The sequence below is a fragment of the Microbacterium sp. NPDC055988 genome (assembly GCF_042269505.1).
In the GTDB taxonomy this organism is placed as follows: domain Bacteria; phylum Actinomycetota; class Actinomycetes; order Actinomycetales; family Microbacteriaceae; genus Microbacterium.
Genome location: NZ_JBHJXY010000003.1, coordinates 13,525 through 40,196, shown reverse-complemented (window position 1 = coordinate 40,196; position 26,672 = coordinate 13,525). Strand labels below are relative to the sequence as shown.

General features: G+C 64.8%; 27 protein-coding genes. 8 read left to right on the top strand and 19 right to left on the bottom strand.

All coding sequences use genetic code 11. The annotated features are described in order from the left end of the window. Positions 1 to 93: 93 nt before the first annotated feature. The 7 genes from ACFC14_RS18720 to ACFC14_RS18690 all read right to left on the bottom strand — a co-directional run bounded on the left by ACFC14_RS18720 (position 94) and on the right by ACFC14_RS18690 (position 4,446). Complete coding sequence (locus tag ACFC14_RS18720) at positions 94 to 1,095, bottom strand: zeta toxin family protein (RefSeq protein WP_376108072.1); 1,002 nt, start codon at positions 1,093 to 1,095, stop codon at positions 94 to 96. After that, positions 1,092 to 1,358 carry a hypothetical protein gene (locus tag ACFC14_RS18715; RefSeq protein ID WP_376108069.1) on the bottom strand — a complete coding sequence of 89 codons (267 nt, stop codon included), beginning with the start codon at positions 1,356 to 1,358 and terminating at the stop codon, positions 1,092 to 1,094. Before ACFC14_RS18715 ends, ACFC14_RS18720 begins: the two co-directional genes overlap by 4 nt. Positions 1,359 to 1,511: 153 nt before the next feature. After that, positions 1,512 to 2,171 (bottom strand): hypothetical protein, encoded by a 660-nt coding sequence (locus ACFC14_RS18710; RefSeq protein WP_376108067.1) that lies wholly within the window; start codon positions 2,169 to 2,171, stop codon positions 1,512 to 1,514. Between the two features lie 122 nt (positions 2,172 to 2,293). Continuing rightward, entirely contained in the window at positions 2,294 to 2,674 is a 381-nt protein-coding gene (locus ACFC14_RS18705; protein WP_376108064.1) for a hypothetical protein, read from the bottom strand. A gap of 349 nt (positions 2,675 to 3,023) precedes the next feature. After that, a complete protein-coding gene (locus tag ACFC14_RS18700; protein ID WP_376108061.1) occupies positions 3,024 to 3,455 on the bottom strand; it encodes a hypothetical protein in 432 nt (143 codons plus the stop codon). Between the two features lie 11 nt (positions 3,456 to 3,466). After that, a complete protein-coding gene (locus ACFC14_RS18695; RefSeq protein ID WP_376108058.1) occupies positions 3,467 to 3,685 on the bottom strand; it encodes a hypothetical protein in 219 nt (72 codons plus the stop codon). Positions 3,686 to 3,855: 170 nt separating this feature from the next. Continuing rightward, entirely contained in the window at positions 3,856 to 4,446 is a 591-nt protein-coding gene (locus ACFC14_RS18690; RefSeq protein ID WP_376108055.1) for a hypothetical protein, read from the bottom strand. A gap of 704 nt (positions 4,447 to 5,150) precedes the next feature. On the opposite strand from ACFC14_RS18690, the gene ACFC14_RS18685 reads away from it, so the two are divergent. The 5 genes from ACFC14_RS18685 (at position 5,151) to ACFC14_RS18665 (ending at position 8,176) form a co-directional block, all read left to right on the top strand. Continuing rightward, the gene (locus ACFC14_RS18685) at positions 5,151 to 5,432 is read left to right on the top strand and encodes a helix-turn-helix domain-containing protein (RefSeq protein ID WP_376108054.1); all 282 of its coding nucleotides are present in this window, start codon (positions 5,151 to 5,153) and stop codon (positions 5,430 to 5,432) included. 606 nt (positions 5,433 to 6,038) lie between these two features. Beyond that, the gene (locus ACFC14_RS18680) at positions 6,039 to 6,824 is read left to right on the top strand and encodes a DUF4238 domain-containing protein (protein ID WP_376108052.1); all 786 of its coding nucleotides are present in this window, start codon (positions 6,039 to 6,041) and stop codon (positions 6,822 to 6,824) included. 106 nt (positions 6,825 to 6,930) lie between these two features. After that, the gene (locus tag ACFC14_RS18675; protein WP_376108050.1) at positions 6,931 to 7,329 is read left to right on the top strand and encodes a hypothetical protein; all 399 of its coding nucleotides are present in this window, start codon (positions 6,931 to 6,933) and stop codon (positions 7,327 to 7,329) included. Positions 7,330 to 7,381: 52 nt separating this feature from the next. Next, positions 7,382 to 7,933 (top strand): hypothetical protein, encoded by a 552-nt coding sequence (locus ACFC14_RS18670; protein WP_376108048.1) that lies wholly within the window; start codon positions 7,382 to 7,384, stop codon positions 7,931 to 7,933. A gap of 12 nt (positions 7,934 to 7,945) precedes the next feature. Beyond that, on the top strand, positions 7,946 to 8,176 hold the full coding sequence (locus ACFC14_RS18665) for a hypothetical protein (RefSeq protein ID WP_376108045.1): 231 nt from the start codon (positions 7,946 to 7,948) through the stop codon (positions 8,174 to 8,176). On the opposite strand, the gene ACFC14_RS18660 is transcribed toward ACFC14_RS18665, so the two are convergent. The 3 genes from ACFC14_RS18660 to ACFC14_RS18650 all read right to left on the bottom strand — a co-directional run bounded on the left by ACFC14_RS18660 (position 8,173) and on the right by ACFC14_RS18650 (position 9,273). Further along, positions 8,173 to 8,361, bottom strand: a complete 189-nt coding sequence (locus ACFC14_RS18660; RefSeq protein WP_376108042.1) for a hypothetical protein — start codon at positions 8,359 to 8,361, stop codon at positions 8,173 to 8,175. The genes ACFC14_RS18665 and ACFC14_RS18660 overlap by 4 nt on opposite strands. A 151-nt stretch (positions 8,362 to 8,512) precedes the next feature. Then, positions 8,513 to 8,722 carry a hypothetical protein gene (locus ACFC14_RS18655; protein ID WP_376108040.1) on the bottom strand — a complete coding sequence of 70 codons (210 nt, stop codon included), beginning with the start codon at positions 8,720 to 8,722 and terminating at the stop codon, positions 8,513 to 8,515. A 272-nt stretch (positions 8,723 to 8,994) separates the two neighbouring features. After that, the gene (locus ACFC14_RS18650) at positions 8,995 to 9,273 is read right to left on the bottom strand and encodes a hypothetical protein (protein WP_376108037.1); all 279 of its coding nucleotides are present in this window, start codon (positions 9,271 to 9,273) and stop codon (positions 8,995 to 8,997) included. Between the two features lie 188 nt (positions 9,274 to 9,461). Here ACFC14_RS18650 and ACFC14_RS18645 point away from each other — a divergent pair, with 188 nt between their 5' ends. Together ACFC14_RS18645 and ACFC14_RS18640 are read left to right on the top strand one after the other, a co-directional pair. After that, complete coding sequence (locus ACFC14_RS18645) at positions 9,462 to 9,839, top strand: LexA family protein (protein ID WP_376108034.1); 378 nt, start codon at positions 9,462 to 9,464, stop codon at positions 9,837 to 9,839. A gap of 6 nt (positions 9,840 to 9,845) precedes the next feature. After that, positions 9,846 to 11,120 carry a Y-family DNA polymerase gene (locus ACFC14_RS18640; protein ID WP_376108031.1) on the top strand — a complete coding sequence of 425 codons (1,275 nt, stop codon included), beginning with the start codon at positions 9,846 to 9,848 and terminating at the stop codon, positions 11,118 to 11,120. 397 nt (positions 11,121 to 11,517) lie between these two features. Here ACFC14_RS18640 and ACFC14_RS18635 read toward each other — a convergent pair whose 3' ends face one another. Continuing rightward, positions 11,518 to 12,441, bottom strand: coding sequence for an Ig-like domain-containing protein (locus tag ACFC14_RS18635; protein ID WP_376108029.1), 924 nt, complete (start codon positions 12,439 to 12,441; stop codon positions 11,518 to 11,520). 690 nt (positions 12,442 to 13,131) lie between these two features. Here ACFC14_RS18635 and ACFC14_RS18630 point away from each other — a divergent pair. Next, positions 13,132 to 14,772: a sigma-70 family RNA polymerase sigma factor gene (locus ACFC14_RS18630; protein ID WP_376108026.1), complete on the top strand. Its 1,641-nt coding sequence runs from the start codon at positions 13,132 to 13,134 to the stop codon at positions 14,770 to 14,772. Between the two features lie 25 nt (positions 14,773 to 14,797). Here ACFC14_RS18630 and ACFC14_RS18625 read toward each other — a convergent pair whose 3' ends face one another. From ACFC14_RS18625 to ACFC14_RS18590, 8 genes are all read right to left on the bottom strand, one after another. Further along, the gene (locus ACFC14_RS18625; RefSeq protein ID WP_376108023.1) at positions 14,798 to 15,688 is read right to left on the bottom strand and encodes a class C sortase; all 891 of its coding nucleotides are present in this window, start codon (positions 15,686 to 15,688) and stop codon (positions 14,798 to 14,800) included. A gap of 52 nt (positions 15,689 to 15,740) precedes the next feature. Beyond that, positions 15,741 to 17,213: a SpaH/EbpB family LPXTG-anchored major pilin gene (locus ACFC14_RS18620; RefSeq protein ID WP_376108021.1), complete on the bottom strand. Its 1,473-nt coding sequence runs from the start codon at positions 17,211 to 17,213 to the stop codon at positions 15,741 to 15,743. Positions 17,214 to 17,300: 87 nt separating this feature from the next. Continuing rightward, positions 17,301 to 19,568: a SpaA isopeptide-forming pilin-related protein gene (locus tag ACFC14_RS18615; RefSeq protein WP_376108019.1), complete on the bottom strand. Its 2,268-nt coding sequence runs from the start codon at positions 19,566 to 19,568 to the stop codon at positions 17,301 to 17,303. 898 nt (positions 19,569 to 20,466) lie between these two features. Continuing rightward, a complete protein-coding gene (locus ACFC14_RS18610) occupies positions 20,467 to 21,192 on the bottom strand; it encodes an SOS response-associated peptidase (protein ID WP_376108017.1) in 726 nt (241 codons plus the stop codon). A 38-nt stretch (positions 21,193 to 21,230) separates the two neighbouring features. After that, positions 21,231 to 21,443: a hypothetical protein gene (locus ACFC14_RS18605; protein WP_376108014.1), complete on the bottom strand. Its 213-nt coding sequence runs from the start codon at positions 21,441 to 21,443 to the stop codon at positions 21,231 to 21,233. Positions 21,444 to 21,646: 203 nt separating this feature from the next. Then, positions 21,647 to 22,606, bottom strand: a complete 960-nt coding sequence (locus ACFC14_RS18600) for a ParA family protein (protein WP_376108011.1) — start codon at positions 22,604 to 22,606, stop codon at positions 21,647 to 21,649. 584 nt (positions 22,607 to 23,190) lie between these two features. Next, positions 23,191 to 23,487 (bottom strand): hypothetical protein, encoded by a 297-nt coding sequence (locus ACFC14_RS18595; RefSeq protein ID WP_376108008.1) that lies wholly within the window; start codon positions 23,485 to 23,487, stop codon positions 23,191 to 23,193. Positions 23,488 to 24,455: 968 nt separating this feature from the next. After that, complete coding sequence (locus ACFC14_RS18590; RefSeq protein ID WP_376108005.1) at positions 24,456 to 26,354, bottom strand: hypothetical protein; 1,899 nt, start codon at positions 26,352 to 26,354, stop codon at positions 24,456 to 24,458. Between the last annotated feature and the right edge of the window lie 318 nt (positions 26,355 to 26,672).

The following is a 26,672-nucleotide window of genomic DNA, read 5'->3' as shown; positions in this document are numbered from 1 at the left end:
TCTCGGGGACGTGAGGATGGGTCCCGCTGTCCACCTGTGGGCGAGCTGAGCCGGGCGTAGCTCGGGTCGTCCACAGGTGCGTCAGGGGGTCGGTCAACCGAGCCTGGGCCCGCCGCTCCCGGAGATGACCGGCCCGGTGGAGGGGCCGGTGTCCTCTGCGGCGCGTGGGGCGGACAGCCTGCGACTAGCCGTGCGAACTGCATTGACGACAGCCGGACGTTCTGCCGGTTCGTAGGAGGCGTGGATGATGGCCGGTGCATCGCTGGCCAGCGCGGTCATCGTGTCGCGGAGATCCTGACTCGTGTCTCGAGCGCGGGAGATCGTCACGGCCGCGGACATGTACTCGCGGACCCAGTGGGCGCCCTCAGCGGGAGACATTCCGTTGAGGCTGCGCCCGGCGTCGACGGCGCGGCGCGCCTCTCCGGCGACGGTGCCGGCCGAGGCTTCGTCAACGGAACGGTCGTAGAGAACCTGCTGGGACCGCGTGAGGACGGTGATGCGGTCGACGGCGGAGTTCGCGACGAGCTGCTCGATAGCGTCGGGCATCGCCGAGTATGCGGCGGCATGTGCCGCCGAGGGAGTCCAGCGGTTGCGGTCCGCTCCTGTGCCCGCACCAAGGAATCGGGACACTGTACCCAGAAGCGAGACAGCCCCGGGAACTGCGAGTGCGCGCACTTCGGCACGGTACCCGGAATCGCGGAACGCGGCCGCGGTGCGCGCGACGACGTCATGCTGACGCATGGTCGTCTCCAAGATGACACTGCGGCGTTCTTGCCGGAGATGCTCCGCAGACATCCCGACCCAGGCACCGGACGCCTGCGCGGTCACGCCGGGCATCGCGAGCGGATCAGAGTCCATCAGATCCCAGTAGTCGGGGTGGAAGGCTCGGAAGTCATCGCCGATGATCGCGGTCGCGTCGGGGTACTCGTCTTGCACGTCGGCGATCGACCGGGACTTGCCAGCACCGGGTTGCGCGCCTACAAGCACGAGCGTCGGGCGGAGCGTGATGGTGCCGCTCGCCGAGAGAGTGGGGGCGATGTCGCGGTCGAAGATCTCGCGCAGGGTTGCCGCGTCGAGGACGTTCTGCCAGCTCACGCAGTCGCGCGCAGCTGCTGCAGGCGCGTGCGGTACTCGACCGTCTTCGCCTTAATCGTGGCCAGGTCGGACCCGCGCACCGCGTTCACGTCCTTCCACAAGGCGATCTGAGCCTCTCTCGCGGCCTCACGCTCAGCCTCGGTGTCCGCGTGCCGGGACAGCCAGATGTAACCGCCACGGAGCTCTGTGGCGGTCTCACGCATGATGTCGTAGATCATCGGGTCGAAATCGGCGACCACGGCCGCGACTGCTGCTTTCGCCATGGGATTTCCCCTTCCTCTACCTTTCGATCATACGCTCGGGTACCGACACCCACCCTGGGGTCTGCTGTCCACATGTGGGCGGGACCGACCTCCGCGAATTCCGGAGCCCCCTCCCCATGTGGTTAGGAGACCGCAGCTCCTCGGAATGCCTCGTCAGGTGATGGTGATACGGAATCGGCGCGCAACGCGTTCCAGGGCGTCATCGAACAAGCTGATGGGTTCCTCGGTCACGATGCGCACGCCCTCGATCGGCGGTGGCGTCCCTTCGGGAAGCCAGAGAGCTCGACACCATGCGTTGCCGTGCTTGCTGCCGAAGTGGATGCCTCGTGGGCGCGTGCCGTCGTCGAGGACTGCAGCTCGGACGATGTCGGCGATGTGGGTCGTCACGGTTCGGTTGTCGCTGGTGAGCGTCGAGACCGTGAGGGCAGACACACCTTGACGGCCGAGCCAGCGGGCGAAGACGCCATCGCCGGCCTGTTCGACAGCAGCGATGCTGTCGGGGTGCTGGATATCGACGAGCCATCCGGGACCACTCATGTCCACGCCGTAGATCGTGCGGTCGTGACGCCAAGAAGCGGGCAATGCGCCGATGCCGTCGAAGTCGGGCTCGAGAAGTTGCCAGTCCTCAGTGATCCACTCGATCGCCGCCTCGCGGGGCACTCCGTACATGTCGGCGATCTCCTGCAAGGGATCCTCAGCGCCGTTGGGGAGTTTGAAGCCGGCGAGGACCTCGGCATAGGCCGTCTCGACGTTCTCCGCGACGTAGAAAGTCTGCCCGAGAACATCGAAACGTCCCCACTCCTGCCGGTGCACATCAGCTGTCCGTACCGGCGCAGAGGGTTGCGGGTACTTCGACTTACCGATGTGAAAACCCCAGGTTCCACCCAGCGGGACAAGCCTGAGCCCGGTGGCGGTGCAGGTATGAGGCTGCGCACTCACTCGTCGACGTCGCCGTCGACGAACGCCTGGGCTGCGCGCCGAACCTCTGCGTGCCGGTCGTCTCGGATCGCAGCGATGGGCGATTGTTCCGACAGCAGTGGGTTTCCGCCGATGAACCAGCGGCGTGCGACGCCGGCACCTTCAGCTTCCTCGACCGCACGCCACACCTGGTGAGCAAACTGCAGCCGATTCCACGCCGCTGCGCGAGGCTCTGCCCCGTCAGGCTTTGCCCACTCATACGGCTGAGCACGGTTCTTCGACCCCGCCAGAGCAGCCACCAGAGTGGTGCCGAGGCCAGCGTTCAGCTCTCGGACCAGTTCGTGAGGCTCGTAACGGTTTGTATCGCGATGCCGCTGAACCACGGTTGAAGTGACCATGCATCCAGGTTAGCGCGTATCAGCAGTATATGGGAGGAAAAATACTGAGAAACCGCATCCAAAAACAACAGTGAAACAACCGATAATCGACGTTATGTCAACTTAGGTTGACAGTTGCCTGGCTGAACCTGTTCTTGATGCCGCGCCGCTTCCCCGAACCAGCGAAGAAGAAGGAGTTCTGACGCGCTGGCAATTCGTGTCTCGCACGTGCGATACCCCAGCAGCCCGTTCCTCGGGATGACGCCACGGGCCGGAAGGATAGTGGCCAGAATCGCGATCGCCACGACCACCACCTAGATCCAGGTCCTGTCGGGGCCTCGCTTTTCGGAGCCTGTAGCCGACAAGTTATCTACGTGATGGTGACGATGCGAACGATGCCGTTGATGTCTTCGGTCGGTCCTGTGTTGGTGAAGGGAATCATGAAGTCATCGATCAGCTGGGCTTCGACCCCGCCGGAATCCGTGTAGAACTCCGTGTGGAACTCCCCGGGGTCACCGCACGCGCTCCCCCAGTCTTCATTCGGGTCGAAGATCACGAGGCAGGGCTTATCGTCGTCGTTGACGCCGACGAAGTACCGGTTCGAGTGCGAGTCGTCACCGATGTAGCGCGCGGATCCGCTCTCGATAGGGATCTGATCGGTGATCTCGCGGGGAAGAGTATCCCGCTGCTGTTGGGGTTCGGCGAGGCGCTGTTCGAGTGCCGTCTGCGCAGCGCATCCGCTCAGCAGGGCGGCCAGCGCGGCCGTAGCAGTGGTCGCCGCGAGGATGGACAGGGTTCGCATGCGTCTCCTCGTTAGTAGTAGATCTTGCACACGGAGTCGATGGGGTCGTATGACGCGCTGTTGAACGGGCGCCACCAACACTCGACCCGGGCGTTGTTGATCCTCGGGTGAGATACCTGCATGGCCTGGCCACGGATCTCGCTGGATCGGTAGACGCTACCGTCCGACCTCACGGTGCGGAGCGCCTGGTAGTGGAACTCGCTCAGGAACCAGCCTCTACCTCCGGTCATTGATGCGCGGTTGGCGGAGGCTTTCTTCACGTTCGAAGCGACCTTCCCCTGCCAGTAGATCGATTCCGCAGCTTGGGCGGGAGCGAGCTGGGCGGGTCCAGCCGGGCTTGCGACGACGAAGGCCGCGGCGCAACTGAGAGCCACGGCCCACGTCCAATGGCGCCGGGCCTTCATTGGACAACCTCAAGGATTCCCACAGTGGGAACATCCGACACTGCCGCCGCGCGCTCCTCTTCGGAAAGGAACGGATCGACCGTGAGGAGATTCTTCGTGAGAGGTTGGACAGCGCCAACTGCTCGGCTCCGAGCGAAGGCACCCTCAGCTGCGGTGTCAGAGATCAGGTACTGCTCTGCAGCGCCCGCTTCACCGGTGGTTCGCAGGCCCACACCGACCCGGTCGAACTGTTCGGGGCTCGTGCAAGAAGCAGACGCGGTCCACTCTTCGTGGTCGAGGTACACGATCAAACAGATCATTCCGTTTTCGCCGATGCCGACATAAGTGGATGAGTCGTCTTGTTGATCCAGAAGCCGCACAGAACTCGGATCAACGCTCTGAGCGACCTCGGAGTACAGCATCGGGTCGGGAAATGCGACCGGCTCGCCTTCGTACAGTGCCTGGATGTCGTACCTTGCGCCGCTGAAGTCGGGAAGCTCGGGCGTGGATTGCCCTGAGGCTGCCAGGCTTGACAGTGTTGCACCCCCGGCCCCTCCGACAAGGACGCCAAGCAGTATTGCTAGCGGCTTCGTGAATTTGTTCCTCATGATTGACCTCTTCGTCATTGGTGCGGATCAGGTGATTACGCGGCACTGCAGCCAGGCAGGGTTCGAAGGAGTTGTTGAGTCCCAGTTGGACCAACTGCACCTGCTCTTCCCGTCGAAGCTCACCGCGTGACTCATGCTCATGTATGCGCCTCTCGATGAGTCCTGCGAATGCACAACCTTCCCGAACACGTCCACGGTGCTCAGGTGGCCACTGGCTCGGTTCCCGATAAGACCCTCGATGGTGCCGCCACGAATGTTGGCTGTCACGCTGCTCTTTGTTGTTTTCGGAAGCACGTTCGCGCTCCAGTAGGAAGTGGTGGCAGCCTCACTGGCACTTGGAATTAAAGTCATCGCGGCGATTGAGAGAGCCGCGACCGCAGCGATGCATGCTGCCCGCGCGTCGTTCAGTCTTGCTGTTCGTGTTCTCATTTCCCGGCTTTCGTTGGCGGGTGGTGTCGTTGGTACCGAAACCATAGAAGGCGGGCCTCGTGAGCTCCAGCAAGCATGATCGCTTGACTTCTCGCTGCGGATGCGCCCCTCGTCGCAGCGCGCATCCGGCAAGAGCAGGAATGTCTACGAGAACCACCCGTACCGCCCGTGCGGTTCGTGCGATCTTGAGCGCCGCGCTACGGAGGATCGGGGTTGACGCACGCAAATCACCTCCAGGACGTCCGCGCAGTGAAACCACCGAGACACCCTGGGCTATGGCTCATCACAACGACGTGCAGAAGCTGGCGGAACAGCTGCTCCAAATCCGTACCGCACGAGGTCTCTCACAAGAGCAAGTCGCGCACGCCGCGAACCTATCCACCTACACCTACAGCTGCCTCGAACGCGGAGTCTCGCCCTCCGGCGGCCCCGCGAACCCGACGCTGGAGACGTTGCTTCGCACATTCGATGCCCTGCAGATCGTCCCACCTTCGCTGATCGACGACCGCCCCGACGCCGCGCCACCTTTCGCACCGTCTTGGGCACTACCCCTGTGACCACAAGCTCAGGAGCCCGCCGAGCAACCACCACGCGGTGGTGGTTTCTCGCCTCGCTCGCATGCGTAGGTGTCTCTGCTTGCTTCACCCCATGGGCCGTGGTGGTGCATGTCTTACTGCTCGGCCCGGCGATCTACCGAATGACCCGGAAGCCACCTCGAGCCGAAACCATCTTCCTCATCACGGCGATTGTGACCATCACCCTCGCTCTAATCGGCTACGGACTAGGCACCGTCGCCACCTACACCTTCTACTCCCACACCACCCACACCGCTGTCCCCCTGCCCTAGACACTGCTCGGCGTTCTCCCCCCCGCGCCAATGCTGATGGAGACATCATGAACGACGAAGACTCACCGGAGAAGAGAAGTCAGATGGATCGGCGAAAGGCCGTAGGCCATATTTCCGCCAGCGGAGTGAGGGTCATGATTGTTAGCGTGCCAATCAACTCCACAGGGCCGCGACCGCGGCCCGTGCCGAGCAGGCTTGCCGGTCCGCGGCTGCGAGTGATCGAGATGCCTGATCTGTGACAACTGATACCCCTATACCGACGCATGCAGATCAACGTCCAGCGCCTTCCCACCGAGGCAGAGATGAGCCAAAAGCCATGACGACGAACACCACTCCCCCAGATGCTCCGATGGGTGCCAGCTTCGGTCGCTCGTCGGCAACGAGGCGCGGCCACATGATCACAAAGGGCCATCTTGCGGCCTTCGCTAACGAGCGCAACGTGGTCGACGTTCTGGACGTTCTCGAAGGGCGCGGATACCCTTCGTCAATCGAAAACGCCACCGTGGTCAGCTACGTATACGACCCTGCCGTTTTCAACCACAACCTCGAGAAGCAGTTCGCTGCCATCGAGGACACGGGCGTCGGGGCCCTGAACAGGCTCCGGGCGGGCAAAAAACCGTCTGAGAGTGACCAGCTCGCGGTGATCGAGTTCCTTGACATGCATCTTCACCGCGGCCGGTACGCCGATCGCGCCGGGGACTCACAACCCGCGACGCTCTTCAAAACCGATGGCAGCATTGAGCAATCCCGCCTCAACTACGGAGATCTCATTTCTCTCGCGCACGATCACCCCGATACGCTGCGCCTGACCAAACTGGACCTTGAGAAGTGGTCGTGGCAGATCTATACGACGACCAACCTGTGGACGGGCGACGGTGCTGTCATGCTCTGGCGGCCGGACGCCGATCACGAACTCTCCACCGTGACATTCCCCCTCTCACCGACTCAACTGCTCGTGATCGGCGAAGACATCCCGACCGACTTCGACATGAGCCGAGCGATCGCTATGCGTAGTCGCCGATGGGTAGTGGGGCCACGCGGAGCGTTGCCTATCGAGGCCATCAAGCGGATGAAGGCGGAACGGGACGCTGTCTCCGAGTAGGGGAGCACCACCGCCATCGTTGTCGCAACGGTGAAGCCATCCCCGCGGCGTGGAAGCCTATGGGGATTTCTTCATCGTCGCTGCCGCTGGAGGTACGGTGAGCATCATGACCGATCTTTCTGAAGTACGCATCGTGGCGGCCGGCCTTTCTCTCTCGGAAAGCGAAGTAGGCACAGCCGCCAAAGTCGAAGCAATGGCCGAACTGAAGCGCGCCAGCTTGGCCGCGCATTCAGACGACGCAAGCTTGGCAAAGTGGCTCAGCGACGAGCACTACGCCGGGGGTGTCTACCTCACCGCTGCGACGATGAACAAGCGGGCGGAGATCTCAGGGAAGGGCGACGCGTTTGATGCAATATCCCGTCGGGAACTCATCGCCCGATACAACCGTTGGGCATCGCAATTGGTAGAGCGACTTGACCGCGTTGAAGAAGGCAGCGCGGCACCCGCGCAGTACCTCGACCAACACGCTCGATTCCGCGCGGATCCCATCCACGCGGAGCCCTAGCCACATGGTGTCACGATCGCTTCATCGGTGGACGACGGATCGCGCCGCGGCTATGGACCGCATGGAACGTGTACACGCTGCGGTCACAGGAGGGCTGCGTGGGCGGCCAAGAGACGTCACCGAACTCAACCACGCCCTGTTCTTGCGTTTAGCTGCAGAGGTGCAAGGTTATTGCCGAGATCTCCATGATGAATCGATCGCGGCGATGCTCACACCAACACTCGTGCCGAACGCCGCCCTCCGTGAAACATTCCGCCACGTTCTAGAAGACAACAGGAAGCTCGGGTCTGGGAATGCTGGCCCCGGCAATATCGGGAACGATTGGATACGCCTTGGGATGCAGCTATGGGCAGAGCTCTACAGCGCGTACCCCTCCCCCACTGTCGGCGGGAGGGATTGGAATAAGCGGCTTGAGTGGCTGAACAGCGCGCGCAACGGTATCGCTCACAATGACACGGTTAAGGTCGCAGCGGCCCACGACGATCACCCGCTCACCCTCAACACCTTTCGAGTGATGCGCGGCCGCCTCACCAAGTTTGCCACTGCCCTGGACGCCGTAACTGGCGCATACTTGAAAACAACCACCGGCACCGCGCCGTGGTGATGAGGAGGAGACATGGCAAGCAGTACTGCCCGCTCCCGGCGTCACGCCCGTCATGCGGTCGCGCAGACAGAGCCCAAGGCGGGGACTCGCGTTCGAGTCTCGTTCGGCAATCGCGAGTCAGATGGCGTCATCGTTGGAAAGACAATCACAGACCGGTACAACGTCGAGATCGAGATCGTCGGTGCAGATGAGCCGGTAACAGCCAGCTACACCCGCGATGAGTTGGAACTCGCCGCAGGCTAGGCGACGTCCAAAATGCGGCGGAGCTTGTCAAGTAGGACGGCGTCCTTTACGCGGCCGTCCGGGGTTCTTGCTGAGAACAATCGGCCGACGCCGGGCCTGCCATCCGCGTTGATGGTGCGTTTGATCGTGCAGGCATAGTCTGTGCCGTTGTAAGGCACGTTCTGCTTCTGTGTGCGCTCAGTCATGAGCTCAGAGTACGAGCCCTACTGTTGGCTTCGCCATCGGTCTGCAGTTCGCCGGAACTGTCATCCTCTTGTCGTGGTCATCGAGTCCCGGATTACCCCACCGCGGATCGTCGATTGAACGCAGTCCACGCGGTACCGCCGGGAGAGGTGGTCAGGGGTTGAGGCCGGGTACCAGCCAGGCGATGCAGGGTGGGCGGTCGCGGTGGGCGGGACTCAGCCAGCGGGCGAGCCACCAGCGCCAGTGCGGCACGCAGAGGCCGATCTGGTCGCTGGAATGGAGCTCCTCGAGCAGCGGTGCCGGGATTGCCGTCGACCATTCGTCGGGCATCCGGTCGCACGCCCAACACGACTCGAACTCCATGCCGTCAACATACCGACCTGATGACGAGGGAGACGTGGTGGCCCGAGACCGGGGGGGTGCGTTCGGGCCACCACGGACGGCGGAGACTCACTTCCGACCGTCGGATGTGCCGGACGACGAGAAAGTCATCCAGCGGATGCGTCTGGGTACGCATCCTGTGCACGGCCGATCACAGCACTCTTCCTCTGCGGGGTAGCACAGACCAGCCCAAGACCCGCACGTCTCCCCCAGATCTCGGTGCATCACCCTGAGCTTCTGCGCACGAAAAGCGTCTATGCCTGGCGCACGGAGAGCAGCTGCCAACCGTCGTTGATCTGGGCGCGGAGGGCATCCATGTTCTCCGCGGTGATCTCTTCCATGCCATCGCTGCGGTGGAACTTCCCGTTGATGGTACGGGTGGCGCCGGCTTTCTCCATGGTCACGAGTGCGGAGACGAGCTCCCATCCAGCTGGGGCCTGAGCGACGAGCTGCGCGCGGATCTCCGAGATGTCCTCCCCTTTCAGGGTGATGGTGTGGACTTCGACGGGGCGCACGAGACCGATGAGCATCATTCCAGCCAAGGTCGCTCGCCCGCCGCTCCCCCACCATCGAGCCCTCTGGCACATAGCTCCGCGCCTGTCAAATATTCGAATGTCAAAGGACGAGCGCATACTAGAGTCTCGGGTTTTTGTTCAGGGGAGACGGTGGGATGCTGGCGACGTTACCGCGGCCCGTCGATGCGGGTTCGCTATCGGCGGTGATGGTCGCACCGATCGCGGTGGCGTGCGGGTTCCCCTCCCCCGCGCAGGACTACTACGACGGGCCGATTGATCTGACGGACATGCTCGTCGACGACCAGGCGGCGACTTTCATCGTCCGCGCGTCCGGGCACTCGATGACCGGCGCCGGCATCAGTGACGGCGATGAGCTGCTCGTCGACCGCTCCAAGCGTGCCCAGCATGGCGACATCATCGTCGCCGTTCTCGACGGCGAGCTCACCGTGAAACGCCTAGAGGTAACAAGGACCGGTGTGGTGCTGCGGTCAGAGAACACCGAGCACCCCGACATCGTGGTGGCGGAGTTGAGTGACCTGCAGGTGTGGGGCGTGGCCACGTACTGCATCCATCACCTCAGGTAGCCGGTCATGCTCGCGCACGTGGATGTGAACAGCGCGTATGCGTCCTTCGAGCGGGTCTTCAACCCCCGCTTGGCGGACGTGCCTCTCGTGGTCCTCAGCAACAACGACGGGATGGTCGTCGCCGCCTCGAAGGAGGCGAAAGCCCTCGGTCTGGATCTCGGCAAGCCGTGGTTCGAGCTGCGCCCGCACGCGAAGCACATGGGCGTCGAAGCGGTGTCATCGAACTATGAGCTCTACGGGGATATGTCCCGTCGGGTGATGGACGTGCTGGAGCGGTTCACGCACGAGCTGGACGTGTACTCGATCGATGAAGCGTTCCTCACGATCGATCGGCGCACCGCGGCCGACGTCGACGCGATGCAGGCCCTCGGCCGCGACATCAAGGACACCCTGCAACGTCTCCTCGGCGTGCCGGTGTGCGTCGGGATCGCGCCCACGCGGACGTTGGCGAAGCTGGCGAACAGGACAGCGAAGAAGGTGCCAGTGTTCGATGGCGTGTGCGTGTGGCCGGGCACCCGCCCTGAGTGGCGGCAGCGGCTCATGGAGGCGCTGCCGGTGTCGGAGGTGTGGGGCATCGCCGGCCGGTTGGAACGGCGCCTGAACGGGTATGGGGTGGTCTCGATCTGGGATCTCGCGATCGCCGATCCGGTGCAGGTGCGGAAGTGGTTCAACGTCGTCGTCATGCGCACCGCGCTCGAGCTGCGCGGCGTCGCGTGCATCGGACCGGAAGAGGACCGCACCGGGAAGAAGGATCAGCTGATCGTGTCGCGGTCGTTCTCGGAGAAGGTCACGACCGTGGCGGGCATTCGGCAGGCACTGTCGGTGTACGCGCAGCAGGCGGCGTCGCGCCTGGTCAAGCACTCCCAGGTCGCGCGACGCGTCGACGTTTTCGCGGGCACCAGCCACTGGACCGAGCAGAAGCACTACCCGTCCGCACGGGTGCGGCTGCCGTTCCCGACCGCGGATCCGGTGGAGCTCACCCGCGCCGCGCACCAGCTCCTCCCGCAGATCCATGACGGACACAGGTATGCGCGTGCCGGCCTCATGCTCACCGATCTCCTGCCCGCCGGCGTGCACCTCCCCCTCGAACCCTTCCGGCAACCCCACGAGGATGCCGGGATCGCCGCTCTCGTCGACGGGGTACAGAAGAAGGCCGGGAAGGACGCCCTCGGCCTCGGACATGGCGGGTTCCGCCCCGGACCGTCCTGGCAGATGAAGCGCGGCATGCTCACGCCCCGCGCGACCACGCACTGGGATGAGCTCGCGCGCGTACGTGCCTGAGTCATTTCGACGATCTCGTCGAGGCCGCAGAGCGTGCAGGAGCTGCGGTTCAAGGTTGACGCGGGGACGTGCTGTCAGCGACTAGCTTCCGCTTTCGCCCGTGCAGTCGGGGAACTGCCGTAAGTCGGGCGAGCGCTTCGTCGTCTTATAAGTGACGGGTCGCCGCGCGAGCTGGGTGGGGCTCCGCTCGCCGCGCCGTCGTCCGCGGGTATCCCCAGTATCTGTCGGATCGGTGGTGTCCCGTTCCCCCGGGTCATCACTGGAGCGGGTCCGGCACTTCGTCACCTTTCCGGAGTGCCGGGCCCGCTCACTTCATGAACGCAGGTTGCATACAGCGCCTGATGGCCGTCCGCGGATTTCTGCGGGCGGCCATCAGGGGTATGAAACTTCCCGTGTCTCAGGCGGCGATGTGAGCCTTTCGACGGCGGATGACCAGCGTGGCCCCGGCGGCGGTGACCAGGACGGCTCCCACACCACCAGCGACGGTCGGGTCCATGAGGGGTGTGGATTCGTCGGACATGACGACGACGACCGGGCCGAGGTCGATGACGACGTTCTCGCCGTTGGGGAGGGTCTCGGTGGCGGTCAGGTTGTTCGGGCCCTGCGGGAGGCCGGAGATCGGTGCGGACCATGCGCCGTACTCGTCGACGATCGTCTCGCCGACGGTGTTGCCGTCCTTGTCGGTGATGACGACGGTCGAGCCCGGCTCTCCCGTGCCGGTGAACGTCGTCCCAGGCAGCAGCGTGTTCGACTCCGACAAGTTCGGGGTGAGGACCACGAACGGGGCCGGGTCGGGTGCGACAGGAGCGGCGGGAACGGCGAGTTTCATACCCGCCTCCCAGTTCGTGCCGGAATTCGCGTTCGTGACGACGGAGGAGGCGCCCTCGATCCGCAGCATCGCCCCGTTCGCCTTCGCTGTCTTGAAGGTGACCGGCGAGGTGGTGAACCATGTCTGGCCCGGGTTCGTCTCGTCGCAGGGGGCTACGGAGACAGCGCCCGCGGCGCCCGGCTTCGCCGCCTGCAAGCACAGGCCGTCGCTGGAGATCGGGCCCGACGCCCCCACGGACGGGTAGGTCCAGATCGGGGCAGCGCCGGACTCCACCGCAGCCTCCAGCCCGGGCAGGCCGCCCGAATAGGTCCCGTACCCGGGGTTCAACGTCAGGAAGTAGGACTCCCCGGCGATCGGCCCGGTCATCATGTTCTCGAGGGACGCCGCGTTCGCCGGCGCTGCAAGCGTCATGCTCACAGCGGCCAGGCCCACCATCGCCGCAGCAGCCGAAGCCACCCGTCCGATGCGTTTCCCGCTCTTCGTGCTAACCATTTTCGTACCTTTCCTCAGACAAAACCCGGCAGTTCCAGGCGCGGGCACCCCGCGGACTCGCGGATGCTGGCCGCGGCGCAGAGTTGTGCCACGCGGCAGCCGAGTTCAGAGCACAGCCTCACGCCACATCCAGGTCGGACACGGCGACGACGGCGACAGCGCACTCCCCAGCTCCTCCGTCACGAGAAGTCGCGACGACGGCAAAGACGCCCCCAGGACGTCAGATACCCAATAGGGAGATGAACAGCGGCGGAATTCGCTTACGGTATCTCTTCGATGCCATCGTCAGGCTCACATTGCTCGACACGAGAATGTCTCGAGACACCGCCCGGCCGGTGACACAGGACAGGGATTCAGTGCACGCAGGCCGTGACTTCGTGCACGATCGTTCCTCTTGCGTGAACCGCCACGTGTTGAGATTTCACCACCCGCTCTGTGATGCCGGTTAGGGGTTCTGCTTACGGCGTTTCGGCGAGTTCTCGGATACATCCAGACTTCTCAGTATTTGCTTGTGACGAGGCTTTTTGTCAGGGAGTGGAGCGTACGCTTAAGCCACCCACCCACGAGCTACGTCACTACCCCGATTCTGTGCCGTCACCGCTCACCTCTTCGTACCCGTTCGAACGGCGAAGGCTCCGGAGCCCGCCGCGTACGGGTAAGAAGACCGCTCCGAATGCCCTGGAGATTCTCATGCCTGATTTGCGTGATGCTCGACGTGCCCGCCATCTGTCCGACGACGGGGCGCTGCTGCTGCGCGCAAAGAGCGGGGAGGACGCAGCGTTCGCCGAGCTCTGGTCGCGGTACTTCGACTATGCCGTGCGCAGCGCCCGTTCCGTCACGACAGCCTTCGACGCAGAGGATCTGGCTTCCGAGGCACTTGCCCGCATCTTCGAACGCCTGCGGGCCGGCGGCGGCCCTGCGAGCGAGTTCCGCTCCTACCTGTTCGTGTCGGTGCGCAACCTGGCGAGGGAGTGGGCCCGAGCTCAACGCGAGTACACCACCGACGACGAGGCCCTGTTCGAGAAGATCGAGGCGACAGCAGATTCCGCTCCGCCCGAACCGGCCGACGAGAACTCCACACTCGTGCAGGCCTTCCGCTCTCTCCCTGCGCGCTGGCAGGAGGCTCTGTGGTACACCGAGGTCGACGGCATGTCCACCGCCGAGGCCGCCGACGCACTCGCTCTGAGCCCGAACGCCGTGCACCAGCTCACGTTCCGTGCCCGCGAAGGACTGCGCGCCGCGTGGATCCAGGCCAGCCTTCCGCGTCTCGCGTCCGCGCCCGCGTGTCGGTGGAGCGTCGAGCGGATGGGCGCCTACGAGCGCGACCGCCTCGGCATCCGAGACCGGGCGAAGTTCGAACGCCACGTACGCGGCTGCGCGTCATGCACCCGCATGGTCGAACTCGCCGAACGCGAAGGTGCGCGCCTACGCGCGATCCTCGTACCGCTGCTGCTCGCCGGTGGACTCGGTGCCGGAATCGGCCTCACCGAAACGCAGAGCGCCACCGCCGACACGGCACAGGCTCCCCGACACGTCGCGCCCCGACGCCGCCGCGTGACCACTCTGCGCCGTTTCGCGACCGTCGCGGTCATCACCGTGTCAGCACTGCTGGTCCCGTCGCCCGGCCCCGTGTCGCAGGCGACATCCGTCGCATCCGACGATATGCAGACGCACGGGCACACCCCCTGGTACGGCGCCCCCACAAGGGCCGCGGAAACGTCGCCGCTTCTCGATCCGCCCACTCCCGTCGATGACTTGCGGGCGGTGACCCCGAGTGGCGACCCGAGCGCGCCGGCGCCTGAGGCAGAGTCTCCGCGACATGTTGAGCCGGTCGGCCCCCCGATCGGGGTTGTGCCGCCCGCAGAGCCGGTGGAGGCCGAGCCGGCGCCGCCGCCCGCATCCGGTCCGTCCTACAGCGCAGCGTTCGACGGAACAGTGCGATACGACCGCGAGACCGATCTGTATGCCGTGCCGTTCACCTTGACCCGGATTCCTGGTGCAGACCCGGCGGCACCCGTGACGCTCTTCCTGTCCCCGCTCGAGTACTACTCACTCGCGGGCGTCGACGGCGCGGAGACCGTTGATGCCATCGCCACGGACGACGGGTGGGAGATCACCTTGGCCGGGGCGAGCTCCGATCCGGCGACCCGTGCATTCGCCGTGCTATTGAAGCCGGAGTCTTCGTCGTGGCCGCCGCCACGGGTCACTGACGGCATGATCTGCAGGGACGCACGCGCCGACATCCGGATCACTGCACGGGTGGTGGATGTCGATGGGCGATCCGCCGATGCCTCGATCGCTATCCCCGGCATCGGGGTCTGCGAGCTCTGACCGACAAGTCTCTCGAACCGCGCCGTCACGCTCGGGGACCAGCCCGCCGTCTGAACACGAGGATGCCGACGGCGGTGGTCGCGGTGATGAAGAGCAGCAGCCACCAGGGGAAGTCGGGTGTGCCGTGTGCGGAGACGTGCTGGGCTGTGGTCTGCTCGGGGTCGACGCGCACGCCGCGGACGAGGAGGCGGTGGGTGTTGACGTTGATGGGTGTGCAGGTGATGAGGGTGACGATGTCTTCGCCGGGGATGATGGTGAGTTCGCTGATGTCGTCGGGGCGCACGATGCGGAGGCTGTCGACCTCGTAGGTCAGGGTCTCCCCGAGTACGGTGACCTCGAACCGGTCGCCCTCATGTAGTTCCGACAGCCGGGTGAGCATCGATGCGTGCGGGAGGCCGGCGTGGGCGGTGAGGACGGCGTGGGTGCCGGGGCCGCCGACCGGGAGCGAGGAGCCGAAGAGGTGCCCGGCGCCGCGGTCGAGTGCGGCGTTCGATGTGCCGTGGAGGATGGGCAGGTCGACACCGATCTCGGGGATGCTCAGCTCCCCCATCACATCGGTGCCCGGGACGCGGAGCAGCCGGAAGTAGTCCTCGGCCTCGTCGTCTGCGCCGGTCGCGGCGGAGTACGGGTCGCGCAGCAGCCCCGGGGCGAGCTGGTCGTTGTAGGCGATTGCCGCATCTCGTAGCGCGGTGATCTGCTCGTCGGGGAGCTGTTCCGCCGCACCCGCATACGAATCGAGGACCGAGGCTTGCGCTTGCGCGGTGAACCAGGTCGCTGCCGCCGGGTACAGCAGCACGGCGATGCCCGCGATCGCGACCAGAAAGGTCGACAGCTGCCGCAGGGGCGGTCTGCGACGGGAACGCGCGGCATGCTGCGCGACTGGTCGGGAGGGGGTGAGCACGGCAGTGGTCTTCATACGGACCGTGGGGAGGCCGGCGTGAGTACCGCCGGCCTCCCCACGTTGTGTGTCAGGCGTCAGCGCTGACCTTGCGACGCTGACGGATCACGAGAATCGCCGCGCCGAGGAGGATCGCCGCACCGGCCCCGTAGATGAGGGCGGTGTTGATCGTGGAACCGGTGAACGGAAGCGTGAAGCCACCGTTGCTGGGCGAGTTCTCGACGGTGAAGTCGATCACCGTGTCCACAGCACCCACGGTGATACGGATCGGCTTCGCGAGCAGCTCGAACCCGGCCGGGGCTGCGGTCTCCGCGATCCAGTAGTACTGGAAGCCGGTGTCGCCGGCGGCGACGGACTGTCCGTTGTACCAACCCGACTGACGCAGACCCGAGATCGTGAGCAGACCCGACGCGTCGGTGGTCCACGACGAGGTGCCCTCGATCGAGATCGGGTTCGTGCCGGCGGTCGCGTCGGCTTCGGTGAGGTAGACCTCGAACGTCGCACCGGCGAGTTTGGCCGTGTTGTCGGCCGCGTTGACCTTCTCGATGGTGACGTTGCCGTACTTGACCTCGGCCTCCGGGGTGACGATGGGGCCGCCGGGCTCACCGGGCTGGATGTCGAAGCTTCCCTCGTTCGGGTAGATGATCGCCTCGTTGAGGATCTCACCGACCTCGTTGATGGTGGTCCGGATGACGACCTGCACCTGAGCAGCCTTGTTCGCGACGAGCTTCGCGCGGCCTGCCGCGGTGAAGTCGACGGTCACCTTCGTCGGTGTGCCGGAGGCGGTCACCGTGTAGTCGGTGTCCTCGACCAGCGTGGCGCCGTTCGTCAGCGACACGACCGTGTCGACATACGTCAGCCGCGCATCGAGCGCATCGACGATACGGTAGCCGTCGAGCACGTCGACGAGCGGGATATCTCCACGGATCGTCCAGGTCACGGTATCGCCGACCTTGTGCGCCTGCGACTCGTCGACGGTCTTGCTGCCGCCGCCGATCACCGAGTTCTTCGGGTACACGTTGATCGTGTACATCCACGCGTTCAGGTCATCAGGATCCGTCATCGGCACCGTCACGAGGAACGGGGCACCAGGCGTGGTACCCGCCGGGTACGAGGTCTCCGTCACCAGGTAGACACCCAGGGGAAGCTCATCCGCCGATGCCAGACCCGTGCTGTCGCTCGTGACCGACACGGTGGTGCCGTGCGGTGCCGTCGCGGCCGCTGCGGGGGTGAGCGAGCGAAGAGCACTCCAGCCCGCGTTCGTGGTCAGGTCGTACGTTGCCGGGTCCACCTGCACGACCGAGAACGTCACCCCCTCGAGCGGTTCGAGTCCGGTGGTGTCTTTGACCTTGCCGTTGTCACGGTCGGTCGGCGCATCCTCCGGCATCTTGAACTTGTGGATGTTGATCGTTCCCGTCTCCGACGGATCGATCAGGTGCGGGGCGGGGGCCGCGGACGCGGCAGCCGGCACCCCCAGGGCGAGCATCGCGCCAGCGGCGAGAGCGGCAGCGAGACGGAGCGTCCGTCTTCTTGGGGACTTCACAAGGACTCCTTGCTTCGGTGATATGTGTTCCTGCCCGCGACGCGGGAGGTCTGAGGACCGCCGACCAGACGGCGGGCGGAGCGGCGGTCAGTCCGCCGAGTTCCGGTGTCGTCGGGCCGCGAGAAGCGCGAGCCCGGCGATGATCAGGAGGAACGTGCCCGCGACGAAGTAGGGAGCGACGCCCCCACCGCCCGTGAGCGGCAGCGTCACTGCTTTCCCGTCCCGCACGTGAATCACATCGCCACTGACCGTGACGTCAGGATTCGCCACCGGATCGACGATCGTGATCGCACTGTCAGCGCCGATCGTGAACGCCGCCGGGCGAGCGAGCAGCGAGTGACCGACGGGAGCCTTCGTCTCCGACAACCAGTAGGTGCCCGGCATCAGCCCCGCGACGGTGAACCGCCCCACCTGGGCATCAACAGCCACCACCGGCATATCGGCCAGCGGTTCACCGGGACGACCCGCATCATCGGCGAGAACCTCGAACGCACTCCCGCCGACGGGCACGACCTCACCGTCGCCACCGGCACTGTTCTTCTGCACCTGCACGAGCGCGCCCGTCTTCGACGTGGTGCTGCACGGATCACACGACGCGAACGGCACGTCAGCCGTCCCCGTCACCGTGTTCGTCAGTGTCGCCAGCCACGCGTCGGCGTCGACGACCACCTGATAGGTGAGCGCCGCCTGCTGACCGTCCTGCAATGAGAACGGCGCCGTGCGCAGAGTCGCCGGCTCGGCCGGGCCCGGATCAGCGACAGCCACCGGATCCTGCCCGTCGACGACGAGCTGGGCAGACCCCGATACGAAGCGGGCGTGATCGAGCACCTTTGAGAGATCGTCCTCAAGGACGACATCATCGACGACGCCTCTCGTCGACGACGTGGTCACGGTGTAGGTGAGGGTGTCGCCCGGGGAGACGACGCCCCCCGTCGGCTCGACACCATCGATCGTGACGCCCTTCGCCACGGTCCATGTGGAAGGTGTGACCTCGGTGGTCACGGTCGAGGAGTTGTTCGACGTGTCCGGGTCAATATCGACGCCCGAGACCGTCGCCGTGTTGACGATGCCCTGCGTGGACGATGCGGGGACCGTCCCCGACAGACGAATCGTCACGCTCTCCCCCGCAGCAAGCACCGACGGAACCCGGGCCAGCGGATCACCACCCGTGAGGTCGGCGAACGTCCCGACGGTCGAATTCTGTGCGACCGCATACCCCGGCGCCGCAACCTCACACCGCAGGTCATGACCGGCGAGCACACACCCCTCCGGAGCTCTCACAATCCGCGGATCAGACACATCCGCCGGGATCGCGTCATGGACCACGAACCCGTGCGAATCCGAGCTCCCCGCCGCGTTCGCGACAGTCAGCTCCCAATCGATCGCACCACGGTTATCGACCACCGCCGGCGCAGACTTAGACATCGACAAATCCGCCGACGCGAATGCGAAGCCCAACGTCGCGTTCGGCACAGAGCCGAGCGTCACGGGTCTCAACAGCGGCTTGGTGATCTTCGCCATCGCGTAGATCCGGAACGAGACGCTAGAGACCCGTCCCTCCACTTGGATCGCAGACACCGGCGGGTTCTTATCGAGCACACAGCTCTCAGGGCGGTTGGCAGTCGCCTCCGGACCCACGACGCGACCATCTACGAGCGACGTCACTGCGGTCGAGTAGGTGAGAGTGCCACGGTCATACTCGATGGAATCGACCAAGGAGAGTTGATCCGAAGCAACCGGCTGACCGTTTACGCGGGTGAAGCTGAAGTCGTTCCATCCCGACCAGCATTCGGAGTTCTGTCCCGCAACACTTTCAACCGACCAATCTGTCGTTCCACTGCCGACGTAGATGATCGGATCGATCTCGGGCCGCGGAAAGGTCACTGTGGCGGCGAAGGCGTAACACTCCTTCGCGGGACCGACTTCCAGATCGTCCCCCAAGCAGTTCGCTACATCAGAAGGAACCAAGTCGGAACCCTGCTGGATCTGTCCGATGTTGACGGACAACGGGATCCCGTGGCCGTTCGGGGTCATCAAGGGGTCAGTGACCGAGCTATCGGCTCGAGTGGCCAGCCAACGGAGGCTGTCCTCATCGATTGCGAACTGCATCGTTCCCGGTTCGTTCCCTGGCATCGCCGCGGTCGTCGAGAATCGATCAGAAGCGATGTTCCATGCCGAGTTCGGCAACGCCGAGACATACCCGGTCGGCTTCTGGACCGGGTAGGCGGGCCGATCAGCCACCGTCGTCGACGCGGTCGCTGACGGCAGCACCACGACGCCGACGCCGATGGACGTTAAGGCGACTGCAGCGCGCAACACCTTGCGCCGAACACGAACAGAGAGCGGAGATCGCACAGTCCTGTCTTCCACTAGGCAAAGGGGGGGCACTTAGTGGATGAAAGGCTGAGGGCCATGCTTACGCGGATCGGCCATTGATGGTGCAGAGCACTCTATTCGGAGGCGATCTGTTCTCTTCTTTATCGCGAGTGCGATTTCAGGGATTGCCCACCAGACACAGGTAGTCGGTTCTCGGGCGCTCACAGCTCCCTCGAGCGCTGCCCGACTGTCGTTCCCGCTGCGGTCCGGGTCGAGATCCCTTCGAGCCGCGCGCCAACCTCGCCCGGGGATTCAAGAGTTCCACCTGCGCCCACGCCTTCCTGATGCCGACGGAATCTCCTACGCCGGTCCGCTAGAAGCACGAGGACGGCGGGATCCCCGGCTCCTCGAAGGAGTCAGGGCCGCAGAATCGCGATGCACGGGGGCCTCCCCTGCGCTCTTCCGACGAAGCGGTTGAGCCACCAATTCCAATGGTGGCGACAAAGCTCGATCATCTCGCTCGAGCTCACTCCCTCGAGCAACCGTGTGGGTATGGACCGCGACCACTCCCCAGTCAGTCGGTCGCAAGCCCAGCAGGACTCGCTTTTCATGCCCCCACCATAACCACCGAGTATGCGGGTGGCTAGAGACGGGTGGTGACCCGAGCAACCCGTGGGGCCACCACCCGGACGGCAGAGTCTCAGAACCGCCACCGTCGTAGCACGCCAGACGACCTGTGAGGGAATCTTCTGACTGTTGCATGCGCTGGAAGCACGCAACCTGTGCACCGCTCACTCAATCACTCCCCCACTTTCGTGTCCGTGCTTCCACCCCTAGTCCGCACGAAGACCATCAACTCCCGTACGGGGATCAGAAACCTCCGAGGTTGTGTGCCAGGCGGGCAGAGTCCGGGGCCCCGACGATCCCGCATGGCGACTTAGGAGCTCTGCGCGTCTATAGCCTCAATGAGATGGAGGCCATCGTCCTTCGAAGTGAAGGGTTGCACCTGGTCGATACGGAGCTGTTCAGCTTTGGTGACTCCGGCGCGGACGGCTTCGTCGACGAGGTCCTGGTCACCGCTGATGGTGGGGTCGATCCAGTGGAGCCAGAGGTCTTCGGGGAGGATGACGGGGTTGCGGTCGTGGATCCCGGCGAGGGTCTTCACAGAGTCGGACGTGATGATTGTGGCGGTGAGGGTCCACCGGTCGGGGTTGTCGGCGTCTTTGGTGGGGTCTGGCCACCAGGAGTACAGGCCGGCGAAGCCGAGGAGGGCGCCGTCGGGGTCGGACATGAACCAGGGCGTTTTGTGGCCCCTCTCCCCCGTCCATTCGTAGAAACCGCGGGCGAGGACGATCGCCCGGTGCGTCTGTAGGGGTTTGCGCCAGGTGCTCTTCTCGGCCATTCCTTCCGCGCGGGCGTTGAAGGTGGGGAACTTCAGCTTCAACGTAGGTGACCAGGCGGGCACCAGCGACCAGCGCGCGCGCTCGAATCGCAGCTCCCCTGTCTTGGCGGAGTCGAGCAGGATCGGGATGTCCTCGGTGGGTGCGATGTTGAACGCGGATTCCCAGTCCGGCGCCCATTCGTCAGGGCGCCGCCCGGTGCGAGTGACGAACTCGGTGATCTCCGAGTTCACTCTGTCGTCCATTGCGAATCGACCGCACATGGTCCTGTCTCCTCCGTGGCGCGTGATCGCTGGCAACGTCAGCTGCCGAACGGACGTCCCCTCTGGAACTCGCTGGAGTTCGGTGGGAAGACCTCTCCCCCATTGTGCGCTTCTTCGAGTCGCGCGAGCTCGGTGGCGATCGCTCCGTTGATGAAGGCGCGCATCGACGTGTACCCGCCGGCGCGGCGGAGCACTGCCGTTTCGCTCCGGCGGACGAGGCCTTCTTCGATCTTGAACGTGCGGTCGATCATGGTGGGGCGGGCATCGCGTGGTGCTGGCGTCGACGTCTCGTGGCTCGCAATGGCTGAGGAGCTGGCTGGTTGCGGCGTAGGGCTCGTCTGCGCCGAGGGCGTAGCGCGCGTCTCGATGGCCGGTTCGGGGGCTGTCCGTACCGCTTCGACCTGTGGGGTCAGTAGAGGGCTCTGAGCGCCGGGTCGGCGCCGCTCGGGACGACTCATGCTGCTTCTCCGATCACCTTGGTGATGTATTCCGCTGCGACGGAGTCGTAGAGCGCGACTGTCCTGCGGCTTTGCCGGTCGGACCATGCGGAGAGAGACACGGCCGCGGAGTCGGCCTCAGTGAGCCGAACCCATTCGGGGATCCATCGCGGGATGAGCAGATCTTCCATTCCAGTCTCCTTGACGATTCGCGTGGGATCGAGGAACAAATCCCCGAAGTGTTCCCGCGCACCCGCCACCTGCTCTTCCGCCTCGAGGCTTCGCTTGTACCTGGTCGCGACGACGCCGCCAACATGAAGTCCCGGGTTGGCAAGATCTTCAGCATGGACCTGTACGAAGTCGCGGAGTCGGATGGCGGCTTCGACGGCGTCGTAGGTGGGGTCGAACGGGATCAGTACGGTGTCGGCGACCGCGAACGCCATCTGCACGAGGTGGCCGAGGCTTGGCGGGGTGTCGATGAGCACGACGTCGTACTCATCGGTCCAGCCTTCGAGCGCGCGCTTGAGGCGGCGGACTGCGCCAACCTGGCCGGCTTCGGTTTCTCGGTTGATGAGGTCGAACCGAGACGGGATCAGATCGATGTTCTCAGCCTCGGCGGTGGGGTTCCCCGCAGCGTCCACCCAGCCGCAGGGGATGACAGCGCCCTGGCCGACGCCGCGCTCCCCTGACTTAATGACCTCAGACATCGTCACGATTGGGGCATTCGGGTCGTATTCGATCCCGAGACGTCGTGTGGTGTTGGCCTGGGGATCCAGGTCGCACACAAGGACCCGTAGCCCGAACCTTCCGAGCGCCGCAGCGAGCTGCACGACGAGCTGTGATTTCCCGACGCCTCCCTTGTTGTTCGCGATCGAAGTTATGTGGGTCTCGGCCAGCTGCAGAGCTGCAGGGATCCCGAAGCGGATGCGTCGAGCGCGCACGTCGGTTTTGTTGCCCTGGAATGTCGTGATGGCCACTTGTTCTCCAATCGGGGAATGCAAGCCTTGTTTGCATTCCTTGTATAGCTTCGCTGCAGTCTCGCTCTAACGGCTGCAACGACTCACGGTACGTTGAATCTGAAATTAAAACAAGCCTTGCTTGCGTTGCAATACTTGTTTGCCAAGTAATCCTTGTATGTCTTGCAAGCTAAAGAAGTCTTATGTATACGAATCAGTCTTGATCGGCTTCACAGATCTGGCGTACCGCACGTACTTCTGCCGGTTTTTCTACCTATCCAGTGCGGATCGGTGCTGGTGCCAGCTCGGGGTGGGGTGGGATGAGAGGTGTCCGGTGGGGGCCTGCTGCCAGCACCGGGCAATGCTCCAGGCTGTTCGTCGATGTCTACCTCGTGCGGCCCAGCACCGTCGTTCGAACGACACCGGGGTGGGTGGGTGTCAGGCCTGACACCCACCCACCCTGCACTCTTCATGAGCGGTGTTTACTTGATCCTTTGCCTCATCGTCGCTGCGTTGAGCATCGCGACGATGCGTTCCACGGGGGAGAGGAAGTAGCGCCAGTCCGCGAGATCTAACACTCACCGGACGCCACCGCGCCCATAACCTCATAGCAGGGGCCGCAGCGGCGGATACTCCACGACCTCGGTGTCTTCGCCCGAGCCGGGCCTCGTGTGCAGCAGCATCCGGGCAATGGAGCGAAGATCGTCAGGTGTCGGTCGAGGGGGCTTCTCTCGGTGTGGGAAGACCAGAGGCCCGTCGATGCCGAGCTGCGTCATCGCGTCTCGCAGCTCGTCTTCGGCGTCCAAGTACTCCTGCAGCGCGACGACGCTCGGGAAAATCCACCGACGATGGTCCAACGCACCAACATCCGGTGGGGGAGTGGGATCCTCTTCGACACTCATCCGCACAAAGTACTTACCCTCCCGCGCTGGCCGGACAGCGATCAGGGATCCCCGATTTCTGTGCGCTTGGATCCGTAGAGGTGACGGAGATGACCGTGCTGGGGTCCCGCTGTCCACCTTGTGGGCGGGCTGAGCCCGCGCGATAGCTCGGGCCGTCCACAGGTGGGTCAGGGGGGAGGTTTTTCCTGCAGCGCTCGGAGGCGCTAGCTAGCGGGCGCGGTCCGTTGATGCGATCCGCGAGCCGGGTCGTATCAGTGCGTCAACGCCCCGTTGTGACTCGACCGGGCAGCAACGGTACGCCCGTCCCAACCCGGGACATGGCGATCGAGGTGTTCTTGCCTTTCAACGGACCACGAGGCACTGGGACTCACTTTCTGGTCGCGTTGACGGCGAAGCCAGGCCCAGAGTTGACGTTCGTGAGCGTCGTCGGAGCGCTGCCTCGGCAGATGCTCATGCGCATCAACGAACGCAACGAGATCTCTGGCGTGCTGGTCCCACGTTTCGCGACGATCGGTGTCCCATCCCGGGAGTAGCCCGTCGAGATAGGCCTGCCGTTGCGGGGTCCATGTCGAGCTCGAGCGCCCCACTCGTGCTGCGCGCTGATTCAACATCCAGACATGCAACTTGCGCTCGCGTGCATCGCGGCTGCCCCGCCGTGGAAAACGACCGTGTTCAGCAAGGAACTGTGCGAACTCGTCGGCCTTCACAATCCACTTGTTCACTGAGTCTCCCGCCCCTGAAGCAGAGAAGAAGGCTCTCTCTCCAGGTCTCATCACACCAACGGTTGAGCACCGAATCTTCTCAGTCAGAAGGAATTCAGTACCGTCACGACTTCGAGGACCAGCCATGGGCTGAGCTCTCCGTGGACAACGGGCGCCGGTGGGTAGACAACAGCCTGAGGGGCACGCACCCCTCAACCTGAGGCGGGGTTGCCGACCGCTCAGGTCGCAGGCTCTCGTGTCGAGGGCTCAGGCGGTGAGGACGAGCGCGCGGGAGTCGTGTGGAATCTCCGCGTGGACGGGCTCCGTGGCAACCAAGCGGCCGCCGAGTACCCGGCCGATGATCTCCTCAACGGTGGAGGCTGCGTCGCCCGCTCGGGCGACGGCTGTCTCCACCGGAACTCCTTCGATGATCGCTCGGGCGACCCGGTAGTCAGCTGTCCCGTCCGCACGTCGAGGGTGAGCGCCGTGGCGGTTGGTGCCGGCGTCCGGCAACAACGCCAGCTGCGTCGGCCCGGGACGCCGGCGACGCTTGTGCGGGGGAGTGCTCATCCATTCCTCCTCTGCCCGCCACCACGCCCACAACTCCCGCTCCACGTCATAACGCCGACGACGTGCTTCCAACCGTCCCGCAACATTCAGCAGCTCCGCGACCGCGCCACGACGATCCACCCCCGGAACTGTCCATCCCTCGACGTGATGCTCTGCGAGTCCGAACTGTCCCAACACGGATAGACGACTGGCGACCCATCCGACACTCACCCCGAGTCCTGCAGCAATCGCCGGGGTGGGGGAGGGCTGCTCGGTAAGGCGAGCGAAGAGGTTCCCCGTGCGGAGCCCCAGGGATCCGCCGTGAGAAAAAACATCGTGCGTAGCTGCATGGATTCTGCGGGTGAGAGTTTGTAGGAGAGTCTCGCGCTCAGCGGACCCGCGCGGCGTGTCCGCTTGTGACCGACTTGGGTCTGATTCCCTGTGGAGAACGTTTTTGGGGTCAATGCTCCAGAGCGCTCCGTGCGGGCCTTCAGCGACCGCAGCGCGGACGATCCAGCCATCGCTGGCGAGGGAGCGGAGAGCCGTGCGAGCGGTCTCTCGTCCGATGCCGGCCAGGACAGCAAGTCGGCGGATATCGGCTTCCACGCGGGCGTTGACGGCCTGCAGCGCCAGGACGGAGAGGACGTCGAGGATGCGGCGCTCCGTGGGGCCGGCACCGCGTTGCCACCGTCCGACGGATGCGTCGGCGCGCTCCTGCAGCTCGCGCACGTGGGTGGCGATCGCCGCGGCGCGGGACTCGAAGGTCGGATCGGAGCCTTGGGCGCCGCTGGAAGCGATCTGACGCACCGCCTTGTCCCATTCCGTACGCAGGACGGCCGCGGGGGATTTCGACCCCCCACGGGGCCGTGCGACACGTCCGGTGGCTCCGGGAATGGTCCGCACGCGCTCGAGGCCGGGCTTGCCCTCCATGACGAGGGCGGCGACGTCGGCGTGCCGCCACCGGGCGGCCGCGGCGCCGAGAAGGATCTTCCACAGCGTCGCCGAGGCATCGCCGGTGACGGCTGTGTCGACGGCGGCCGCGACGTCAGGGGACAGATCACGACGCGCGCCTGGGAGGTACAGCCGTCCGTGCTCGTCGACGGGCAACGGGCCCGTCTCTGGAGCCGACTGCTCCGATTCCGCGGGGCGAGCGAGCGCAAGCTCAGCGAACCGATCGGTGAGCGCCTGGAAATCGGCATTACTCGTCGACGGGGCGCGCAGCGCATCGAGCGACCCGGCGACGGGGACCGAGGCGCCGCCGAGACGGTGCGGGGCACCGGGAGGGCGAGCACAGCCCGCCACAGGGTTGCTGAGCATGCCGTAGTCGAGCGTCGGAAGGGACGCCTTCGCGAGACGCCCGAGCTGTGCGACGGCCGCGGCATCCTGGTGATCGCTCAACGCCACCCAGACATGGCGGCCACCGGTCGGGCCGGACACGCACACCACGTATGCGATGCGGAGCTCGTCAAGCAGTGACGTGAGCAGCTGCAGGTCGCGAGGCATCTGATCCGCCGCTGCCGGCGTCTTCACATCCAGGTCGAAGCACAGGAACCGGTACCGATGATCGGTGCCCGCAAGGCTCATCGCCCACGACGTCGACGGCACCCCCCGACTCATGAACCACGCAGTAGGACAGGAGTTCTCGATCGCTCCCGATGCATCCTCAACGTACGCACGAACCGTCCGACGGGGGCTCAACTCCAACGTCAAAGCCCACGCCGTAGCAAGATCTAACCCAGCGCCAGCCTCGGGGAGATCGTCGCCCGAACGAGCGACACGCCGAGGATTCAGGGGCGAAGACTGGAAAAGCGCAGCATCGCGTCGTATGATGACATCACCTCTTCTGGACGGGAGAAGGTACACCGAAGCCCCGGCGCCAACCGGTACTTCACAACTCGATCCGACTCAGTCGCCAAACTTCACGGATCGAAGACT

What these genes read in the sequence shown, in the direction of transcription:
- ACFC14_RS18715 (WP_376108069.1), bottom strand. Translation starts at nt 1,358, where the DNA reads ATGGCGAAAGCAGCAGTCGCGGCCGTGGTCGCCGATTTCGACCCGATG.
- ACFC14_RS18705 (WP_376108064.1), bottom strand. Translation starts at nt 2,674, where the DNA reads ATGGTCACTTCAACCGTGGTTCAGCGGCATCGCGATACAAACCGTTAC.
- ACFC14_RS18700 (WP_376108061.1), bottom strand. Translation starts at nt 3,455, where the DNA reads ATGCGAACCCTGTCCATCCTCGCGGCGACCACTGCTACGGCCGCGCTG.
- ACFC14_RS18695 (WP_376108058.1), bottom strand. Translation starts at nt 3,685, where the DNA reads ATGACCGGAGGTAGAGGCTGGTTCCTGAGCGAGTTCCACTACCAGGCG.
- ACFC14_RS18690 (WP_376108055.1), bottom strand. Translation starts at nt 4,446, where the DNA reads ATGAGGAACAAATTCACGAAGCCGCTAGCAATACTGCTTGGCGTCCTT.
- ACFC14_RS18685 (WP_376108054.1), top strand. Translation starts at nt 5,151, where the DNA reads ATGGCTCATCACAACGACGTGCAGAAGCTGGCGGAACAGCTGCTCCAA.
- ACFC14_RS18680 (WP_376108052.1), top strand. Translation starts at nt 6,039, where the DNA reads ATGACGACGAACACCACTCCCCCAGATGCTCCGATGGGTGCCAGCTTC.
- ACFC14_RS18675 (WP_376108050.1), top strand. Translation starts at nt 6,931, where the DNA reads ATGACCGATCTTTCTGAAGTACGCATCGTGGCGGCCGGCCTTTCTCTC.
- ACFC14_RS18670 (WP_376108048.1), top strand. Translation starts at nt 7,382, where the DNA reads ATGGACCGCATGGAACGTGTACACGCTGCGGTCACAGGAGGGCTGCGT.
- ACFC14_RS18665 (WP_376108045.1), top strand. Translation starts at nt 7,946, where the DNA reads ATGGCAAGCAGTACTGCCCGCTCCCGGCGTCACGCCCGTCATGCGGTC.
- ACFC14_RS18660 (WP_376108042.1), bottom strand. Translation starts at nt 8,361, where the DNA reads ATGACTGAGCGCACACAGAAGCAGAACGTGCCTTACAACGGCACAGAC.
- ACFC14_RS18655 (WP_376108040.1), bottom strand. Translation starts at nt 8,722, where the DNA reads ATGGAGTTCGAGTCGTGTTGGGCGTGCGACCGGATGCCCGACGAATGG.
- ACFC14_RS18650 (WP_376108037.1), bottom strand. Translation starts at nt 9,273, where the DNA reads ATGATGCTCATCGGTCTCGTGCGCCCCGTCGAAGTCCACACCATCACC.
- ACFC14_RS18645 (WP_376108034.1), top strand. Translation starts at nt 9,462, where the DNA reads ATGGTCGCACCGATCGCGGTGGCGTGCGGGTTCCCCTCCCCCGCGCAG.
- ACFC14_RS18640 (WP_376108031.1), top strand. Translation starts at nt 9,846, where the DNA reads ATGCTCGCGCACGTGGATGTGAACAGCGCGTATGCGTCCTTCGAGCGG.
- ACFC14_RS18635 (WP_376108029.1), bottom strand. Translation starts at nt 12,441, where the DNA reads ATGGTTAGCACGAAGAGCGGGAAACGCATCGGACGGGTGGCTTCGGCT.
- ACFC14_RS18630 (WP_376108026.1), top strand. Translation starts at nt 13,132, where the DNA reads ATGCCTGATTTGCGTGATGCTCGACGTGCCCGCCATCTGTCCGACGAC.
- ACFC14_RS18625 (WP_376108023.1), bottom strand. Translation starts at nt 15,688, where the DNA reads ATGAAGACCACTGCCGTGCTCACCCCCTCCCGACCAGTCGCGCAGCAT.
- ACFC14_RS18610 (WP_376108017.1), bottom strand. Translation starts at nt 21,192, where the DNA reads ATGTGCGGTCGATTCGCAATGGACGACAGAGTGAACTCGGAGATCACC.
- ACFC14_RS18605 (WP_376108014.1), bottom strand. Translation starts at nt 21,443, where the DNA reads ATGATCGACCGCACGTTCAAGATCGAAGAAGGCCTCGTCCGCCGGAGC.
- ACFC14_RS18595 (WP_376108008.1), bottom strand. Translation starts at nt 23,487, where the DNA reads ATGAGTGTCGAAGAGGATCCCACTCCCCCACCGGATGTTGGTGCGTTG.
- ACFC14_RS18590 (WP_376108005.1), bottom strand. Translation starts at nt 26,354, where the DNA reads ATGAGTCGGGGGGTGCCGTCGACGTCGTGGGCGATGAGCCTTGCGGGC.